This is a genomic window from Verrucomicrobiota bacterium, assembly GCA_021413925.1.
GTDB lineage: Bacteria > Verrucomicrobiota > Verrucomicrobiia > Chthoniobacterales > UBA6821 > UBA6821.
On sequence record JAIOPL010000006.1, the window covers coordinates 42,755 to 61,521 of the forward strand.

Below are 18,767 nucleotides of genomic sequence, written 5' to 3' on the forward strand. Positions count from 1 at the left end.
ATCCTTTCTCATTTCCTCTGCGCCTTTGCGCCTCTGCGCGAGTCCTTTTATTTTTCGACGGTCAAGATGATCGCCCAAAGAACGACAGATTAAACGCAAGATGCTCTAGCAGGCAGCGTGGGATTTTGAGGAATTCCTGAGCCGATCGAGCACACGGGAAGCCTCTCCCGATGCGATACTCTCAACAGCAAGCAACAGGGATTCCGGAAGCGATCTCCCGATGCCGGCAAGATGCAGGGCTGCGCCTGCATTCAGCACGATCATGTCACGGGCAGGACCAATTTCCTGACCGGACAGAATGGATTGAATACGCAGGGCATTCGATCGAGCATCTCCACCAAGTAGCAATTCCGGGGATTCGATCGTGGAAAATCCAAGCTCCTGTGGATTGATAACGAATTCCCGAAGGGTTGGCCCCTCATCATTCTGCTTGTGGAATGCCACCACCCTAGAAGGTCCCGTGATGGAGAGTTCGTCGACCCCGCCGTCACTCTGCAGACCCTCACCATGGACGGCCCACGCGGCATGCCGTCCCAGCATACTAAGCGCCTCGGCATAGAACAGCAACTGGGCTGGATTGAAAATGCCGGTGAGTTGAGCCTCGGGAAGCGCAGGGTTTAGAAGTGGCCCTAAAAGATTAAAAATGGTCATCTGCCCCTTCGCTGCCAGGGATCTCCTGAGCGGAGACAATGTGCCGATCATGGGATGAAAATCAGAGGCCAGAAGAAAAACGCATCCGGCACTCTCGAGCACTGAGGCAACCGAAGACGGGTTGATGTGGAGTGTTATTCCGAGAGCCTCCAAGACATCGGCACTCCCACAGCGCGAACTGACCCCCCTGTTTCCATGTTTCACAACACGGGCACCCGCTCCGGCCGCGACAAACATCGCGGCGGTGGAAATATTGATAAATCCCGCACGGTCACCTCCCGTGCCGCAGAGTTCAAGCAAAGGAGAGCCGGGATCACGCTCAAGGGCCACCTTCGTGCCGCGATCCAGAATAGCGCGGGCAAATCCCGCCAGCTCCGCAGCTGTTTCCCCACGGCGGTGAAGCGCCGTCAAGAAGGCGCCCTTAGGTTCTTCTCCGATTTCCTCACGCATCAGGAGATCAAGAGAAGAGTCTATTTCGGAATCGGAAAGCTGAGCCTTGGCCAAGGGATCGGGAAAGAGTTTGCTCATCTCTGTACTTGCCTATCAAAAGGGCTATTCCAACACGAGCGTCATCGCACCTAAGAGAAGCAACGCCCCGATCAGACGCCGGGTCATCACACCTACCCTGCCTTGACTCGTCAAAGAATCACCGGCCATCGCTCCCAGAACCCAGACCAGCAGGACACTCCAAAGACATCTTGATCCATACAGGATATTCGTCATCGTGGCGCTTCCGAAAAGGCCGATTGCCGAGTACATGGCGAGAGCCTGAACCGCCAGCAGCAGGGCGCCGAAAAGAAGCCAGGGAAGAGACGTGAAAAACGAGCTCCCCGCAACAAGGAAACTGAGGGTGCCGCCTCCACTAAAACTGGCCCTCGAACTCATCAGTCTGGGGACATACACCAAGGAAAACAGACCGACGGAGCCGAACATGAGCGGGGCAAACCTGCTGTATCCTACCAAAGGAACCCATCGTTGTACCAAGACGTCGGTAAGTGCAAAAACGGCAGCAGCAGCTAGGGACCAAGCAACGGCCTCAAGCAGCCTCGCGTGATTTCCGGCAGGAGAATAGGAGATCATGGCAATGCCAAGGCTGGCCATTAATGAGGCGAGCCAGATTGCATGCGGAAGATTTTTTCCAATCAGGAAAAAGGAGAAGAGCGCCACCAGCAGAACTTTAGATCCCAAGAGCGGCGTGGCGACGGAGACATCGCCAGTGTCGATAGCCCTGAAGGTGAAGATCTGTCCCAAAAAAAACAACACCCCGCACACAACCGGCGGCAAAATCATCCCGAGTGCCAGGGGATGACCCGGCAATAACCAGAGACCTTGGAACAAAACGGCCATGAATGTGTTGCAAAGAAAATTAACCCAAGAGGCGGATGCACCGGCGCCAAGAGCGCGCTTGATCGCGACGGCTCCGCAGGCGTAGCCAAAGCCTGCCGCCAGAGGGAGGACCAATGCGATGGGGCTCACGCCGGCAGAACCTCGTCCATGATTCCGCGGAGCTTCTGGGCGGGCCACTGGCCTGGAACCTGCGGACTTCCAAGCCAACCGTAACAAAGCGGAGTTCCGAATCCCGCAAGTACGATCCTGGAAAAACGCCCGGCATCCCCCATCCCCATCGCGATGACTGGTATCTCGGTCCGACTCAACTGGAGATCGATCAGACGCTGCAAATCATGGCGGTTCCGCAGCAGTGTCGCGACCTTGAAAAGATCTGCTCCATGAGCAGCGGCTTGAGAAGCCAGTTTTTTTAACATGAGAAGCGTCGGAGTGGCCTTAAAATCATGATGGGACAGGATAAGAGTTCTTCCCTGCTGATGAGCACGGACTATCACGGGGGCGAGTGCGCTGGCTGAGCGGAGCTCGATATCCAGAGCTGAAGCCCATGGAAGTGCAGACTCCAGCAAGGCCTGACGGCTTGATTGGGAAAGATTCCCAGCCCCTCCCTCGCTGGGATGGCGCGCCGTGGCAATCACCGGACGGGGCCAGTGCATAGGCAGTGAGGTCAGGGGCAGCGCATCAAGCCTGACCTCGAGTAAATCGATACCTCGCAGCAAGGAATCCCGGGCTATCGTCCTTTTTAAAAACTTTAGTCCGGCCTTGTCGTGAAGCGTTCCCACGACAAGGGAAGCGCCCTCCCGAAGGAGGGGCTGAAGGCTCTGGATTTGACGGCGCGTGATACTCACTCTAGTAAGGTCATCTGTTGTTTCCTTACACACTATGAACCGCAAGCAGGAAATCTCCAAGGATCTACCCATGATTCTCGACGGACTGATGGTCGGCGTCTGTCTCTGGGTGTGTTACCTACTCAGATCGACAGGGATCATCTGCCTCGACCGGTTGGGCGAAATACCGTCATTTTCCCATACGTATTGGATGCTCGCGCTGATCATCCCCCTCACGCCGCTGATTCTGGATCTGCAGGGTTACTACGAGCATCCTCTTTCGCAGCGCCTCGAGATTCTCTCTGGCAAAATCGCCAAGGCCGGTTTCTGGCTCATCCTAGTGATTGGCACCGCGTCGATTTTCGGACGTTTGGAAATCCCGAGCCGATCCGTCCTGATTCTCTTTATTATCCTGGCTCCTGCTTTCCTGATCCTGAGGGTAGGAATCATGAGAAAATACCTGATCCATCATTACAATCAGGGCATTTTCGGGGAGCGAAGCATCCTGGTAGGGAGCGATGCGGACGGAGATGCCTTTCTCGCCAGACTCTCCGCTTCGGAACGACTGGAGCTTCAGATCATCGGAAGGCTGGATCCGGCCAGTAACGATGCCAAAACAATCTTGAAAAGCATACGGCAGAACGCCGTGGGCAGGGTCATCTTCGTCTCGCCCCAATCTCCTGCAAACCATGATCTGCCGATGATCTGCGAGAGCGAGGGTCTGGTTATCTGGATCGTATCGGAAAGCATTCACGGGATTGTCGGTATGCCTTCCTTTGAACTGGCCGGAAAAAACCGGGTGCTTGTTTTCCGGAAAGCCCCGGGCGATTTCTGGCAGCGGTTTATCAAGCGTATTCTGGATATCTGCGGTGCCACGGTAGGGATGATCGTTTTTGCTCCGCTTTGTCTCCTGATAGCCATCCTCATCAAGGCCACCTCTCCTGGTCCTGTGATCTTTTCCCAGGTGCGAAGTGGCAAGAGAGGGAAACGCTTCACGATTTACAAATTCCGTTCCATGGTCGCGAACGCCCCGGAACTGCATGCCAAACTCTCGGAGCACAACGAGATGGAGGGTCCGGTATTCAAAATCAATAAGGATCCGCGGGTTACGCGCTTCGGAGAGCTCCTGAGACGCACCAGCCTTGATGAGATTCCCCAATTGTTGAATGTGCTGCGTGGAGAGATGAGCATCGTCGGCCCCAGACCACTCCCAGACTACGAAACCGAACTCATCGAAAAAAGCACCCATCGCAGACGCCTGAGCGTGAAGCCTGGCCTCACCTGCCTCTGGCAGATCCAGGGAAGAAACTCGATCAAAAGCTTCGACGACTGGGTCCAACTCGACATCGAGTACATCGACAGGGAAACACTACTCCTGGATCTCTGGATCATCCTGCGCACCATTCCCGCCGTACTGTTCCGTAAAGGAGCCCGCTAAGGAACGGCTTGATCACATCCCTAGCCAAAAGATAAACCGCGAACGTTCTTTCTGGATTTTGGGGAGGGAACCCGATGGTATAAATGACTCGTTTTTATGCATACCCCCACCCTTCTCCAGATGTTGAAAAGACTCGTTGTCTCCTGCGCATTCCTCTTCTTTGGCAGCTTTTCGTTACACTCGCAAAATGCGACCGGCTTCGTGATTTCAAAGATCGAACCGGCCATTGTCACCACTCCTGCGATCTCCTATTCCGGAGCCACCCAGAAGCCCTCCCGTCCGAAAAACTGGATGGAAATCGAGGTTACTTTCGGCTGGCAGCCCACGGGGCCAATGAACCCCGCTGACAAGTATGCGGACGATATCGTTCTGGACTACTACGTCCTACTGTCGAACAAGAGCTCTGCTTCCCCACAGGGAACACTCCTCACGGGGCAGGTCACCCATACCTCCGTGCCGGCCATGCAAAACGACCTTAAGTCAGTCATGTATGTTAGCCCCAGAACATTGGAACGCCTCTTCGACGGGAAGCCCCCCTCCAGCGCCTCTTCCGCAATAGTCGATATCGGCGTCACCATCTCCCGGCAGGGACAGTTGGTCGCCCAAAAAAGCCTCAAGTCAGCCGGTGTGTGGTGGCCACAATATCAAAAGACCAGCGGCTACTTGCTCAGCAAAAACGAGACTCCCTTTGCATCCCTCAACTCCGACTATTATGAGGCGGTGAAGAAGCAGTAAGGTTTTTCCAGAAAACCACGCCCCTCTAGCTTCCTCCCCATGGCATCGCCCAAAAAAACCTTGGTCCTCGATCTCGGAATGCAGTCCCTTAGGATTGCCGAGTTCTCATCGACTGAGAGCGGCGGATTAAAGCTTCTGCGCGGCGCCCGGAGAGAACTCATGCTCGATCCGGCGCTCGATACATCGCGACCGGATCAGATCCGCCTCGCCCTTAAGGACATTCTGAAAGCATGGAAGATCACCCGTTCGGATGTCGTCTGCGTACTGCCTGCCCATACGGTCTTCACAAGGGTTGTTCCCCTGGAAGTCCCTGGAGGCTCTTCGAGCCAAGTGGCCGCTGTTGTCGGTTTTGAAGCCCAACAGAACATACCTTTCCCGCTGGAAGAAGTCGTCTGGGATTATGTCGTGATGGGAAATACCCCGTCCGGTGCCGTGAATGTTGTTTTTGTAGCCATCAAAAAGGACTCGCTGGAATCGATCTGCGATTCGGTAGCCTCCACCGGCCTTAACATTACTGCAGTGCTGGTAGCTCCCCTTGCGCTCTATGATGCATTCCTCCATGCATCACCAGCATCTGCCTCGGAAACGACCCTCCTGCTGGATATGGGGACTCGGACTTCCAACATGATCATCTCTGCAGAAGGATCCTTCTTCTCACGAAGCATTCCTTCCGGAGGATTAGCTGTCACTTCCGCGATTGCCAAGGATATCCATGCAGAGCTTGATGAGGCAGAAAAGCTGAAGATTGCACGCGGGAGCGTTGCACTTGGTGCCGGCTTCGAACAAGCAACCGACCCCGTCGAGGCCAATATCGCCCGTATAGCTAGACAGACTCTACTCAAGACTCAGGCCGACATCAGCCGCTCCCTAAGCTACTACAGATCAAATCTCGGGGGAAACGAGCCCACGTTAATTTTGCTAACAGGAGGAATGGCATCTCTTCCCTATCTGGCTGAATTCTTCAACGAAAAACTGCAGAAAAAGACCTCTTTCTTTAATCCGATGGAAGACATCGGAGTCGCCGAATCCGCACACTCCTTCCTTGAGTCGAATCCCAATAATCTGGGGGAACTGGTGGGAGGGGCCCTGGTGTTGACCTCCTCCCCACGAACCAAGATCAACCTCCTTCCCCCATCTGTATCCAAAAAAAGATCTTTCGCCAAACGCTTCCCTTACCTGGCTGCTGCCGTCCTCTTTTTCCTTGCAAGTCTCGGGGCTTTTTATGGCTTTGCTTTGCAAGCAACCTCCTTGACCCGTGCCACGACGGCAACGATCGATGCACAGATCGCCAAAGAAACCAGTATATCAAACCGGATTAAGACCAAGGTAGACAACGAACTCTCTATCCAGCAGACGACTGACATCCTTCTTTCTGTGGTTAACCTTCGGGAAGCCTACCTGAGGATCCTTGCCGAACTGAGCGCGAAGGTGCCGGAACGCTATCTCTGGATCACCGAAATCCAACCTGCTGGGGATATTTCTGCGAGGGGCGTTTCTCCCAAGAATAATGATGGCTCCGTCAAGGCTCTCCTAGTCAAAGGTCTGTACCTTGACAATCCCAACCAGGCCTCAGTGATCGATGATTTTGTCACTTCCCTTCAGTCCTCGGATGTCTTTGCCGTCGAGGAAAAGGAAAAATCCAAGATCATCACTCAGCGAGGCAGTCCCAATGGGGAATACTGGGCCTATCCTTTTTCACTCAGGATTCCTCTTCGCGATCCCATTACTCCCCTTCCCTGAACTGATGAACAAGATCACCAAATGGTTTGCGGGTAACAAGCTGGCAGCATCCCTTTTAGCGTCCCTGATCCTTGGAACACTCATCCTTGGATTTCTGGCCTATCAGGCATGGGATGATTATGGAACTGCTTCTGCGGATTATACCTCCAAGGCGTCCCAACTGGTAAAGCTCTCACAGACTAAACCGTTTCCAAGTCAGGATAACCTCTCCAAGCTTGAGGCCACCATAACCACCGAGCAGTCCAGCCTGGACGCCCTCATCAAGGATCTTAAGAAGTATCAGGTGCCTACCTTTGCCGACATCGGCAAAGCAAAACTCCAGGATCGACCTCAACGCTTTCAGGATGCACTGCGTAACGAGGTGACTAGGATCAAATCACTTGCCGCAAGCACTGGTGCCACACTACCACCGGGATTCTATCTCGGCCTTGATGAATACGAAAATCGTCTTCCCTCCCAAGATGATGTCCGACTTCTTTCAAAACAACTCACCGTCTTGAGCTGGCTAGGCGAATTGCTTGCCACCCACAAGGATCTTATTCTTTCTGAATTCTCTAGATCCACCGCAGAAACGTTACCGAAAAAAACACCCCCAGCACTTCCGGTGAAAGTTTCCACCCCCTATGAGAACGCCTGCAGCATGAAGTTGAGCTTTCGATGCAACCAGGGTTCGTTTCGGGAAATTGTGAATACGATTTCAACGGCTCCTTATTTCCTGATCATTGATCAGCTGCTTGTTCATAACACCTCAAGCGAGCCCCCCAGACGCGATACGCCGCCTCCCACTGTAGCTCCCGCACAAGACGGAAGCACCCCGGTTCAGAGACTCCCGATTATTGTGGGCCGCGAACTTCTCGATATCTCGCTGAAACTCCGCGGACTGGAGTTCCCTGATCAGGAATCCTCTGCCGCAACAAATTTGCAACTCAAACCCTCTGACAAGGTAAAGGGCTTATGAAGAATCTGATCATTCGCCACTACCATTTAGTGCTCTTGGGAATCGCTTCGCTGATTGCCATTGGCACGGCCGTGTTTCTGATCACCCAGTCGCTCGGATTTCAAGACTCCCTGAAAGAAGCCGATTCCATCTCAAAACAAGAAAAAAGCTTAGCACCAACAGCCTCTTCGAATGCCGTTATTGCTGTCGAGCATTTGAAAAATCCTGCGCTTTGGAAGCCAAGTGACAATGGTTCATCCCCGCTGGTCTCGCGGCCCTATCTCCTCAAGGAGGGTAAACTCATTGATCCGATGGTGGGTAACGAGCCACTCTATCCCCCTGTTCCAAACCAGTGGCTGATCGATCACCAACTCGACTACACGGACGTTAATATTCTGGATCGTGATCCCAAGCATAAGGGTTTTACCGTGCGTGAGGAATTCCTGGCAGGAACCGATCCGAACGACGCGGAACAGTTCCCCCCGCTATACACGAAACTCAATTATGGTGAAAATGATATCCGCAAGAGTAGCTATATCCTGGAATTTTTGGGTATTGAAACGAACGGGATCACCGACACAAAGAATCTGACTGTTGAGTATCAGTTGAGACCATCTCAACCTCTTCCCAATCCATCAAAAGGAAACCGCCCCGACACATCAGTAAGGGTCGTACTCAAAGGGGAAACCGTACCCGGAGCCCCCTTCTTGAAAATGGTGGACTACACCGATAAGAAAAAAACGATCAATGATACCGAGTATGATGTCGGCGAACTAATCCTGGAAAACACCCTCACCGGAGAGCGCCACACCCTTATGAAGAAGAGTTCTTCTAGAGAATACAGAAAGTTACCCATTGAACTTGTTGAAAGCGTTACCTTCCATTACCAACTCTCTGGCGCCCCTGTTGAGGATGTCACGGTGGAACGGGGCAAGACCTTCAATCTGTGCAGCTTGGACAAAAAACATGTCGAAACTTATAAGCTCGTTGATTTTTCAAAAGAGGGGATTCTGCTCAACAAGGATGGGAAAAATTACACTATCAAGTCATCCTCTTCTCCCTCACCGAGTTCGAGCCCCTCTCTGTAAACAACTCTTATTCTTTCATTCCCCTTAGCATCACAATGACTCAACCCCTGAAAATCTCGAAGATACGCCTGCGAATACTTGTTCTTTCCGTATTGGCTATCAGGTTCATCGTTGGAGCGGCTATCTCATCCTCATTTGTTTACGCGCAGCAGAGCGGGGTAATCGGCCAATCCGAGCGTGAAATCCGTATTCTTCAAGAAAGAAGTAACTGGGCGCAGACCCAGACTCAAAAAGCCGTCACCGCCATGGCGGACAAGGATTACGAATCCGCTTTTGCTTTTTCCAAGAGCGCCGTCGATGCATTACCCTCCGGTGGTGAGTCTTCTGCAGGTTTGCGTTCTCTGGCTCTTGAAACCTTTTCCAAGTCTGCTTGTGCATTGGCCACGCAGCGGGTGAGCGAAGGCTACTACGATGATGCTGAGTTGGTGGTGAAAACAGCCACTGATAAGCCTTATGCATCGTCCTATGCACCCTTGCTAAATCTCCAGAAAGCACTTCGTGATCCGAACCATTTTAACAGGACCATCACTCCCGGATTCGTCTCCAAGGTAACTCAGGTTGAACAGTTGATGAACGAAGCCGAGGGGCTCTACGCATCGGGTCGCTTCGATGCAGCATTCAACAAATATCAAATGGTTCTCAATCTTGATCCTGAAAACAAATCCGCCCGTCTCGGGATGGAGAAAATCAACAAACAGCGCTCCAGTTACGCGGAAACAGCCACCTCCGAGCGGAGGAGTCAGATGATCGCCGACGTGGCAAGGGCTTGGGAGCTGCCCGTGCCAAAAATCAATACAGGCGCCACCACAATCGTCGAGCAGAGCCCTATCGACATGCAGGGCACCAGCGCCATCAGCCGAAAACTCCAAGAGATCAGGCTTCCTCAACTCGCCCTTTCCGACGAGACCGTGCGTGAGGCTGTGGAAAAGCTTCAGAAAAAATCCCGCGTCTTGGACACAACCGAAACAGATCCAGCCAAGAAGGGAGTGAATATCGTTCTCAAACTCGATCCGGCCAAGGAAGCAGTCGATGGCGGAACCAAACTCAATCTTTCCCTCAACGACCTCCCTCTTGGAGAGGCCCTAAAATACATTGCCTCGGCTGCAAATCTTAAGGTCAAGATCGAACCGTATGCCGTAGCCATCGTTCCCCTCTCCGAACCAACGGAAACCCTTATCTCGAAAGAATACAAGGTGCCTCCAGGGTTCATTTCCAGTGCCTCCAGTTCCACCCCAACCGGTGCACTTCCGACGGCAGGAGTTCCAGGGGCATCAGGTACAGTAGGCAAAGCAGGCGCGAAGGAGTTTCTGGAATCCCAGGGCGTCACCTTCCCCGCGGGAGCCAGCGCGACATACCTCGCTTCAAGCAGTAAGTTACTTGTTAAGAACACCCAGTCAAACCTCGATCTGATTGACTCCCTGGTAGAGGTCTCGCTAGCCACTCCCCCCAGTCAGGTGGAGATCGAGGCCCGCTTTCTGGAAGTTTCGCAGAATAATCTTCAGGAACTTGGCTTTGATTGGCTGATGGGAGCCTTCCAGCTTCCGGGTGGGAGTGGAGTTAATACCGGAGGCGGCACAGTTGGCAATCGACAGGGACAGGCCAACGCAGGCAATTACCCCTTTGTTAACCCTGCTAATGGCCAACCTGCCGGAGCGATGAATGTAGATCCCGCAGGCAATGTCACCTCAGGCAATGTCACCTCAGGAAACCGAACAGGTTCGGCCGCTGTTACCGCGAATGCATTGGATGCCCTCCTCTTCGGCTCGCCCGCAGGACCAGCGGCGGGTGTCCTAGCGTTGGCAGGAATCTTCACGAATCCCCAGTTCCAAGTCGTACTACGCGCCATCAACCAGCAGAAGGGAGTTGATCTTGTCTCCGCCCCCAAGGTCACCGTCACCAGTGGGCGCAAGGCCACAATCAATATCACTCAGAAATTCCCCTACCCGAAAGACTACTCTCCTCCAACTGTTGTTGCGGCCACGACACCAGGACAAATACAACCTGCAAATCCAGCCACACCGACCTCATTCGAGACTCGAAATTGCGGTGTGCAACTTGAAGTAGAACCGACGGTTGGACCTGATGGCTATACCATTGAGCTCAGCCTTTCTCCTCAGATCACGGAGTTTCAGGGGTTTGTCAATTACGGCTCACCCATCAGCAGCATTGCAACAGTGTACATACCCAGCCTCTTACCAGGTGGCACACCAAATTCTATAGGAACCCAAAAGGTTCTACTTTCAGCAAACTCCATCAATCAACCCGTCTTTAGCGTGCGTCAGGTCGATACTCAGGTGACGGTCTATGATGGCCAGACCGTTGTCTTGGGTGGACTCATGCGGGAAGATGTCCAGAAGGTTCAAGATAAGACACCTATTGTGGGTGATCTGCCTCTTGTGGGATCCCTCTTCCGCAGCTCGAGCAACCAGAGGATCAAGAGGAATCTTCTCATCTTCGTCTCAGCAGGTCTCCTAGATCCGGCAGGCCAACCCCTGATTAAGACCATGGAAAATGGAACAGAAATCTCTACTCCTGATGCCAAGGCCGTCGCCTCCGAGGCAATCCCGGGAGATCCCTCGACCGCCTCCAAATCTAGCCGCTGAACAAGCTGCTCACCCTCCTTATGCACAGCTACAGATTTTCTTTACGAAACTCCTTCAGTTTCCACGCTATCCTGTTAGTTGCGACCATTGTCACGGCCAATCTCGCTTCCTGGAAACTGACGGCACAGACTGCATCCGTCGCTGCAGATTCAGAACGAGCCATCGTACGTAGTCAGGAAGACCTGATTCAGGCACGCTCACTGATGCAGTCTGCCATGCAGAAATACTCACAGCACGACCTGCAAGGTGCCTATGCACAAGCCGCACAAGCCATGACAATGGTGCCTTCAGGCACTTCTGCCAATCCCACGAGGAACGCCCTTCTCTCAGACTACACGACCATCGCCTTGGCCTTTTCTCGTGAGCTCGCAGACAACGGAGTCTTTACCGATAGCATCGCTAAAAAATCCGGCGTCATGAACGCCAACGGTCTTCCTCTCTCGGCTGAAAGCGTTGCCAAATCCATCTTGGACCCTTCCATGAATCCAGGCTCTAAAGCCGCAGTAAAATTTCTCTCCGATCTGGAACAGCCAGGCATCTTCAACAAGACAGTCACGCCGGCCTTCGCCGCCAAACGCGAAGAGGTGATCAAGCTTCTCAGGCAAGCTTCAGACCTTACAAAAACAGGTCGCGATGAACTGGCCCTCAAACAATACGAGGCGATCCTTCAAATCGACCCTTATAACAACGCGGCACGAAAAGGAATGGAGGAAATCCACAACTCCACGATCAAGTACGCTGACGAGTCCTATAATGAGACGCGAAGCAGAATGCTCTGGCAGGTTGAGAAATCCTGGGAGCGCCCACCCCGTAAGTCGAAGCAGGGGCGCACGACCGAATCAGTGGGTCGTCAACAGGACATCCGAGGAACGGATCAGATCACAGCAAAGCTGAATTCCATTATCATACCTAAGATCGACCTGAGCGACTCACCGATCAGTGAGGCGGTCGAATACCTCAAGCAGAAAAGCGTCGAACAGGATCCAAACCACAAGGGTGTGAATATTTTCCTGAAGCTCGGCTCACAACCATCCTCATTACCAACTCAGGCTGAGATCTCCACCAATGCCGCCGCTAGCGCTGTACCCGCGCAGCCAAATGCGGGATCAACAGAGCCTCATATCACACTGGCTCTCTCCCATGTGCCTCTCTATGTAGCCCTCGATTACATCAGCAAGCTTTGCAACCTGAAGCTTAAGGTCGATCCCTATGCTATCTCGATCGTCCCTCTCTCCGAACCAACGGATATACTGATCACCAAGGAATATCAGGTTCCCCCAACCTTCATCCCACCCAAGCCGCTTGACTCGGGAAGCGCGCTTCCTCAGGCCGGAACAGCTCCCAGCGCCGCAAACATGCCCCGTGTTGCCGCTCGTTACAATGCTCAAGACTATCTCCTCTCTCAAGGGGTCGAGTTTCCTACTGGCTCGAGTGCCAACTACCTGCCCTCTGGTAGCAAGCTTGTGGTGCGTAATACACGCGACAATATCGATCAGATTGATGCCCTTGTGGATGCGGCCATGGGAGTTGCTCCTTCTCAGGTTGATATCCAGACAAAATTCATAGAAATCAATCAGAACAACATTCAGGAGCTTGGATTCGACTGGTTGCTGGGACCATTTAGCATCGGAGGTAGCGGGGTCTATGGAAGCGGCGGTGGTGGATCCAACTCTCTGAATAGTGCGAACTATCCCTTCAATTCGGCAGGCATGAATACCGTGGGCAGTCTCCGGAGTGGTGATCGGGCCATCAGCCAGAATTCCATCGGCGCACTTCTAGCTGGCCAGGCAGGCGGTTCCATAGCGCCTGCCCCCGGAGTCTTCAGCGTGGCTGGGGTCTTCACGGATCCCCAATTCCAGATGGTCATTCATGCCCTGAATCAGAAAAAAGGGGTGGATTTGATGGCCGCCCCAAAGGTCACGACCAAGAGCGGCGTCAAAGCCACGGTCAAAATCGTCAATGAGTTCATCTATCCGCGCCAGTACGACCCTCCAACTTTTAGTCAAGCCGGCGGGGGGGGACAGGGCGGAACTACTACACAAAATCCATTAACAATCCCTCCGCCAACAGTCACTCCCTCCTTTCCCAGGGATTTTACCAAACAGGATCTCGGCGTAGTCTTGGAGGCCAAACCGACGATTGGGCCTGATGGGTACACGATCGATCTGGAGTTAAACCCCAAGGTCACGGACTTTGATGGCTTCATCAATTATGGATCCCCCATTAATGGCGTGGGATATCAATTAGGAACTTTTTTACAAGTTCCTGCCCTCATCCCAATCTCGCAAACACTCACTACGAATACTATCAACCAACCGGTCTTTAGCGTGCGCGAAGTCAATACCTTCGTAACGGTCTGGGATGGCCAGACCGTGGCACTCGGCGGTCTCATCCGTGAAGATGTGCAAAAAATCCAGGACAAGGTGCCGATCCTGGGAGACATTCCGATGGCTGGCCGCCTCTTTCGCTCCGATGCAGACCAGAAAATCAAAAAGAACTTGGTCATCTTTGTCACGCCGCGAATCCTCGATGCCGAAGGCCAGCCGCGTCGCGGCGACACTGAGGAATCAGAGATCGTGACGCCGCTGGGGCTACCTCAAGAGATGCCCCAGCCATCCATGACCTCGTCCGCTGTCAGGGGGAAATAATCACAGTGCGGATCAAGAGAAGGAAGGTACTCTTGATCTGCTGAAACCATAAGATGCCATCAGATGCCATCAATAGCGATCACGGGCAGTATAGGGAGTGGCAAATCCCTTGCCCTAAAATTAATAGCTCAGCTTCTACCATCGGACATCTACAACGCTGATCTCGAAAATCGCAAACTTCTGGACCATGATGAAGAGGTCCGTGAACTTATCAGAAAGGCATTTGGTGAGGCTTGTTTTGACAGCATGGGATGTCCGGACAGGAAACACCTTTTTGAACTCATCACCTCGGATCAATCGGCGAAAACCTTGCTTGAGGGAATTCTCCATCCGCGATTAGAGAAAGTCTGGAAACCGCTTGCTCTCGCATCCAAGGGAACCAAAGGTGATTTTTTCATCGCAGAAATCCCTCTTCTTTATGAGAAAGGTTTGGAAAACTTCTTCGATAGGGTCATTCTGGTTGCCTGCTCAGACTCAGTTAGGAAAGAAAGACTGAAGCTGAATCGCCGACTCTCTCACACCGAAACTTCGGCTTGGTTAAAAAACCAAACTGCTCAGGAGCAAAAAGTCCTCCTTTCGGATCACCTTCTTTGGAATGACTCCTCGACTTCCGCTCTGGAACTCCAGATCCATCATCTCATACCGCTTTTGAAAAACCTATGAACTCCGGTCCCATCTCTCATGAAGCCGATGCGGAACTCCCCTTGACTGATGGGGTGCCTCCTAACCCCTCGAATGATTTGCCTGTTGAGATTCCCCCTCCTCTCGACATGAAGATACTTCACACCTCAAGTCATGAGAACCTCTTGAAGTTGATTGCATCCAGAAACCTTCCCCTGCACCGGGATTCCTCAAGACATCATCTAGCACTCGATCTGGCGAGGGATCAGCTGAAGAGGGGTGGCACTCTCACTGCAGAGGGGATCCTGGAGTTCGCTCCCGACGCACCCATGATCCGCTGGCCTCAATTTAATTTCCAGCCTACTCCCTGCGATCTCAACCTTCCCATTCCCCTGCTTCGCCAGTACGAGTTGCGCCCCGGTCTGAGAATCAAGGGAACGGTCGCGTTACAATCCGAACGGAAGCTTGCGCTCCACACACTCACGGAAATAGAAGGGATACCGGCGGAGTCTTGGAAAAGCCCAACGGAGTTTGACAAACTCACGGCCATGTTCCCCAACAGGAGGATCTATCTGGAGCAGTCGGGCAAAAACAATCCTACGGCTCGGGCCGTTGATCTGATCGCCCCACTGGGCATGGGACAGCGTGGATTGATCGTGGCTCCCCCGCGTGTAGGAAAGACCATGATGCTTAAGAGCCTGGCCCTCGCGATCCGGGCCAATCATCCCGATGTCCATCTCATGCTCCTCCTGGTGGATGAGCGACCTGAGGAAGTCACCGACCTACGAAGGGCTCTGGACTGCGATATTTTCAGCTCCACCTTCGATGAACCCACTGCACGCCATGTACAGGTTTCAGAGATGGTCTCGGAACGCTCCAAGCGACTTGTGGAACTGAAAAAGGATGTAGTGATCCTTGTGGATAGCATCACACGTCTTTCGCGCGGCTATAATAACAACATCCAGGGCAAAGGCCGCACCATGAGCGGCGGCGTGGACTCGGCTGCCTTGGCTCGTCCCAAGAAATTCTTCGGCTCGGCTCGCAATGTTGAGGAGGGGGGTAGCCTCACCATTCTCGCCACCGCTCTGGTGGAAACGCATAGCCGCATGGATGACTTGATCTTCGAGGAATATAAGGGGACGGGAAATATGGAAATCTACCTGGATCGTTCCATCATGGAGCAGCGTGTCTTCCCGGCCATCCACATCACCAAGTCGGGAACCCGTCGGGAGGAACTTCTTTATCATCCGGACGAATACGAGCGAATCCTGAAGTTACGGAAGCAACTCATGGAAATCCCGGCCGCCGAAGCAATGCAGATCCTCTGCCTGAACATGGAAACCACCAAGAGTAACGCAGAACTCCTTCTTGGGGGGATCAAGGGACTCTAAGAATTGTCTAAGGATCCTCCGAGCCTCCCCCAACGACCAGAGGAGAAAAGCTCTTCTGACTCGACTTGGAGAACTCCCTCCATAAACATCTTCCAGTGACTGAGCGTGTAATTGTCCGATCAAAGTTCTTCTTCGAGGGGGAGAAGAAATTCTTTGTTAAAGGAGTCACCTATGCACCATTCGCCCCTGATTCGGAAGGATTCCAGTTTGGCCCGAAAGAGCAGGTTGCCCGTGATCTGGCCGTCATTCGAGAAACAGGTGCCAACCTGATCCGCATCTACACCACTCCTCCGCGTTGGTTTCTAGATCTCTGCCTAGAGAATGGCCTGCGAGTTCTCTTCAGCATTGCCTGGATGGAGCATGTCGAGTTCCTGAATGATGCGAAGGTAAGAGCCTCCGTGGAGAAAGCCGTTCTCGATGCTGTGAGGGAGCACAAAGGCCATCATGCGATCTTCGGTTACCTGCTGGGAAACGAGATCCCCTCCTCCATGGTGCGCTGGCTGGGAGCAAAGAGGGTAACCGAATTCCTGGAGCATCTGGTCAACATCGCCCGTCACGAGGATCCGCGGGCACTCTACTCCTATGCAAGCTATCCTCCCACGGAGTACCTGCTTCCGCAAAACGTCGACTTCCTGACATTCAATGTCTACCTGCACCGCAGGGAAGATTTTGAGCGCTATCTGGCCCGCCTTCAGAATCTGGCCGAAGACAAGCCTCTCATGATGGGTGAATTCGGAATGGATACGATCCGGCACACCGAAGAGGAACAGGCAGAGATGATAGGTTGGCATCTGGATGCTGTCGTAAGGGGAGGGCTTGCAGGAACCATTCTCTACGCCTGGACGGATGAGTGGCATCGCGGGGGCATGGAAATCCTAGACTGGGCCTTCGGTCTTGTGAAACGCGACCGCACACCCAAAAAGGCACTTTCGACGGTCAGGGAGTTTTTTGACAATCGCCAATCCATCACGCATCACGCGCCCCTACCCCGTGTCCCCAAAGTCTCGGTGATCGTCTGCAGCTACAATGGGGGCCAGACCTTGGAAGCATGTCTTCGCTCGCTCAAAAAAATCGATTATTCCGATTACGAAGTTGTCGTTGTCGATGACGGTTCGACGGACCAGACAAAGGAGATTCTCTCCCATCACCCCTGGGTAAATGCCATTTACCAGACGAATCACGGCCTAAGCGTTGCGAGGAATGTCGGTGCGTCGGCGGCCACAGGCGAGATTATTGCCTACACCGACAGCGACTGCATGGCAGATCCTGACTGGCTCTACTATCTTGTAGGAACCCTCCTCTCGGGCAACTATGCCGGCGTCGGGGGACCGAATATCTCCCCTCCCGCTCAGAATTGGCATCAGGCATGTGTTGCCGCCGCACCGGGAGGCCCGAGTCATGTACTTCTCACGGATGTCGTCGCGGAACATATCCCCGGGTGCAATATGGCCTTTTACCGCTGGGCCTTTGAAAAGATCGGAGGCTTCGATCCGGAATACCGAAAAGCTGGTGACGACGTGGACTTTTGCTGGCGCCTGCAACAGGAAGGAGAGGTGATTGCCTTCAGCCCTTCGGCCATCGTGTGGCACTATCGCCGCTTCACCCTGAAGGCTTTCCGGAAGCAGCAGGAAGGTTATGGAGAGGCCGAATCCCTCCTTCGCTTTAAGCACCTGGTTTTCTTTGGCCCGACCGGTACAGCCAAATGGAAAGGACAGGTCTATGGAGCACCGCGCTTCACTTGGCTGATCAACCAACCCGTGATTTATCATGGCGTCTTTGGTGAAGGACTCTTCCAGTGCATCTACCCCACCCCACAGTCGGAACTGGCTGCCTATCTGAGCAGCATCGAATGGGTGACCCTTACCGCCTTTCTCTTCCTGTTGGCCATTCCTTTCCCCGTCCTGCGGATCGTGGCTTATCTGATGTTCGGAGGCACCTTCCTAGTCGCTCTTTCCTACATGATTCATGCCAAGCTGGAGCCACGTTTCGATACGATCAGGGCACGTCTGCTAGTGGCATTTCTTGCCCTTTCCCAGCCTCTGGTTAGGGGATGGGCCCGATACTTCACCTGGCTCAAGTTCAAGCGCACGCCGGAATCCGTCATCGCCGCCAAGGAAAAAGACTTCAAACCCAGCAAGATCAGTGGGCTCTCGAGGCTTGTTTTGTGGAATGAGGAGGGAAAGGGGCGCGAACTTCTGATCACTTCGGTCATCGAGGCTTTGGAAAACGAAGGCTGGAGCTACTCCACCGACACAGGTTGGAAGGATTGGGATGTCCAGATTTATGGAAGTTTCTGGTGGGGAGTCACCATGAGAAGCGTTACAGAATACCATGGAGGCCCTAAATGCCTGACTCGCGTAGGCCTCGCCACCCGGATGGTGGCAACCACGTTCCTGGCAAATTTTCTCATGATCAGCCTGCTGATCTATCTAGCGGCGTCAGGACATTCGATGATTCTCCCCCTTGGCCTGTACGGGGCGGCCATGTTTGTCATTTGGACTCGAGGGTATCGTTTGAAGAAACGGGTTGTCGAACTGGTGGAGGCAAGCGGCCAGCGGATAGGACTCAATAGGGTCGATCCGCGGAAAAGAAATGCATTCAGTGAAACCCGAAAGGATGAAGGGGAAGTGTCTGAATCATCAGGTGAGAGCATAGAAACCCCGGTATCCCCTCAATCCTGATCGTTTCAAGGATAACCCGATCCTTCTTGGATCACGAGAGTCGTGCTGGAAAGCCAGGGATTC

At 53.2% G+C, this 18,767-nt stretch carries 13 protein-coding genes; 10 read left to right on the top strand and 3 right to left on the bottom strand.

Going from position 1 to position 18,767, the window contains the following annotated elements; translation table 11 throughout:
* Positions 1 to 105: 105 nt before the first annotated feature.
* Genes trpD through K8R57_03865 form a run of 3 tightly spaced genes read right to left on the bottom strand, consistent with a single transcriptional unit; the run spans position 106 to position 2,843 of the window.
* The gene (gene trpD, locus K8R57_03855; protein ID MCE9587430.1) at positions 106 to 1,179 is read right to left on the bottom strand and encodes an anthranilate phosphoribosyltransferase; all 1,074 of its coding nucleotides are present in this window, start codon (positions 1,177 to 1,179) and stop codon (positions 106 to 108) included.
* Positions 1,180 to 1,203: 24 nt separating this feature from the next.
* Positions 1,204 to 2,127 carry a DMT family transporter gene (locus K8R57_03860; protein MCE9587431.1) on the bottom strand — a complete coding sequence of 308 codons (924 nt, stop codon included), beginning with the start codon at positions 2,125 to 2,127 and terminating at the stop codon, positions 1,204 to 1,206.
* A complete protein-coding gene (locus K8R57_03865; GenBank protein MCE9587432.1) occupies positions 2,124 to 2,843 on the bottom strand; it encodes a type I 3-dehydroquinate dehydratase in 720 nt (239 codons plus the stop codon). Before K8R57_03865 ends, K8R57_03860 begins: the two co-directional genes overlap by 4 nt.
* A gap of 70 nt (positions 2,844 to 2,913) precedes the next feature.
* Here K8R57_03865 and K8R57_03870 point away from each other — a divergent pair, with 70 nt between their 5' ends.
* The 10 genes from K8R57_03870 to K8R57_03915 all read left to right on the top strand — a co-directional run bounded on the left by K8R57_03870 (position 2,914) and on the right by K8R57_03915 (position 18,704).
* Positions 2,914 to 4,260: a sugar transferase gene (locus K8R57_03870; GenBank protein MCE9587433.1), complete on the top strand. Its 1,347-nt coding sequence runs from the start codon at positions 2,914 to 2,916 to the stop codon at positions 4,258 to 4,260.
* Positions 4,261 to 4,356: 96 nt separating this feature from the next.
* Complete coding sequence (locus K8R57_03875) at positions 4,357 to 4,995, top strand: hypothetical protein (protein MCE9587434.1); 639 nt, start codon at positions 4,357 to 4,359, stop codon at positions 4,993 to 4,995.
* A 39-nt stretch (positions 4,996 to 5,034) separates the two neighbouring features.
* A complete protein-coding gene (pilM, locus tag K8R57_03880; protein ID MCE9587435.1) occupies positions 5,035 to 6,735 on the top strand; it encodes a pilus assembly protein PilM in 1,701 nt (566 codons plus the stop codon).
* Positions 6,736 to 6,739: 4 nt separating this feature from the next.
* Complete coding sequence (locus tag K8R57_03885; GenBank protein ID MCE9587436.1) at positions 6,740 to 7,693, top strand: Amuc_1100 family pilus-like protein; 954 nt, start codon at positions 6,740 to 6,742, stop codon at positions 7,691 to 7,693.
* Positions 7,690 to 8,760 carry a hypothetical protein gene (locus K8R57_03890; protein ID MCE9587437.1) on the top strand — a complete coding sequence of 357 codons (1,071 nt, stop codon included), beginning with the start codon at positions 7,690 to 7,692 and terminating at the stop codon, positions 8,758 to 8,760. Before K8R57_03885 ends, K8R57_03890 begins: the two co-directional genes overlap by 4 nt.
* Before the next feature lie 35 nt (positions 8,761 to 8,795).
* Positions 8,796 to 11,363: a type II and III secretion system protein gene (locus tag K8R57_03895; GenBank protein ID MCE9587438.1), complete on the top strand. Its 2,568-nt coding sequence runs from the start codon at positions 8,796 to 8,798 to the stop codon at positions 11,361 to 11,363.
* A 20-nt stretch (positions 11,364 to 11,383) separates the two neighbouring features.
* Positions 11,384 to 14,011 (top strand): type II and III secretion system protein, encoded by a 2,628-nt coding sequence (locus tag K8R57_03900; protein MCE9587439.1) that lies wholly within the window; start codon positions 11,384 to 11,386, stop codon positions 14,009 to 14,011.
* A 63-nt stretch (positions 14,012 to 14,074) separates the two neighbouring features.
* A complete protein-coding gene (coaE, locus tag K8R57_03905; protein MCE9587440.1) occupies positions 14,075 to 14,674 on the top strand; it encodes a dephospho-CoA kinase in 600 nt (199 codons plus the stop codon).
* Positions 14,675 to 14,781: 107 nt separating this feature from the next.
* Positions 14,782 to 16,023, top strand: a complete 1,242-nt coding sequence (rho, locus tag K8R57_03910) for a transcription termination factor Rho (protein MCE9587441.1) — start codon at positions 14,782 to 14,784, stop codon at positions 16,021 to 16,023.
* A gap of 95 nt (positions 16,024 to 16,118) precedes the next feature.
* On the top strand, positions 16,119 to 18,704 hold the full coding sequence (locus K8R57_03915) for a glycosyltransferase (GenBank protein ID MCE9587442.1): 2,586 nt from the start codon (positions 16,119 to 16,121) through the stop codon (positions 18,702 to 18,704).
* The last annotated feature ends 63 nt before the right edge of the window (positions 18,705 to 18,767 follow it).

Coding starts and splice junctions, on each gene's coding strand:
- pilM (MCE9587435.1), top strand. CDS start 5,035: ATGGCATCGCCCAAAAAAACCTTGGTCCTCGATCTCGGAATGCAGTCC.
- K8R57_03885 (MCE9587436.1), top strand. CDS start 6,740: ATGAACAAGATCACCAAATGGTTTGCGGGTAACAAGCTGGCAGCATCC.
- K8R57_03900 (MCE9587439.1), top strand. CDS start 11,384: ATGCACAGCTACAGATTTTCTTTACGAAACTCCTTCAGTTTCCACGCT.
- coaE (MCE9587440.1), top strand. CDS start 14,075: ATGCCATCAATAGCGATCACGGGCAGTATAGGGAGTGGCAAATCCCTT.
- K8R57_03895 (MCE9587438.1), top strand. CDS start 8,796: ATGACTCAACCCCTGAAAATCTCGAAGATACGCCTGCGAATACTTGTT.
- K8R57_03875 (MCE9587434.1), top strand. CDS start 4,357: ATGCATACCCCCACCCTTCTCCAGATGTTGAAAAGACTCGTTGTCTCC.
- K8R57_03890 (MCE9587437.1), top strand. CDS start 7,690: ATGAAGAATCTGATCATTCGCCACTACCATTTAGTGCTCTTGGGAATC.
- K8R57_03870 (MCE9587433.1), top strand. CDS start 2,914: ATGATTCTCGACGGACTGATGGTCGGCGTCTGTCTCTGGGTGTGTTAC.
- rho (MCE9587441.1), top strand. CDS start 14,782: ATGAAGATACTTCACACCTCAAGTCATGAGAACCTCTTGAAGTTGATT.
- trpD (MCE9587430.1), bottom strand. CDS start 1,179: ATGAGCAAACTCTTTCCCGATCCCTTGGCCAAGGCTCAGCTTTCCGAT.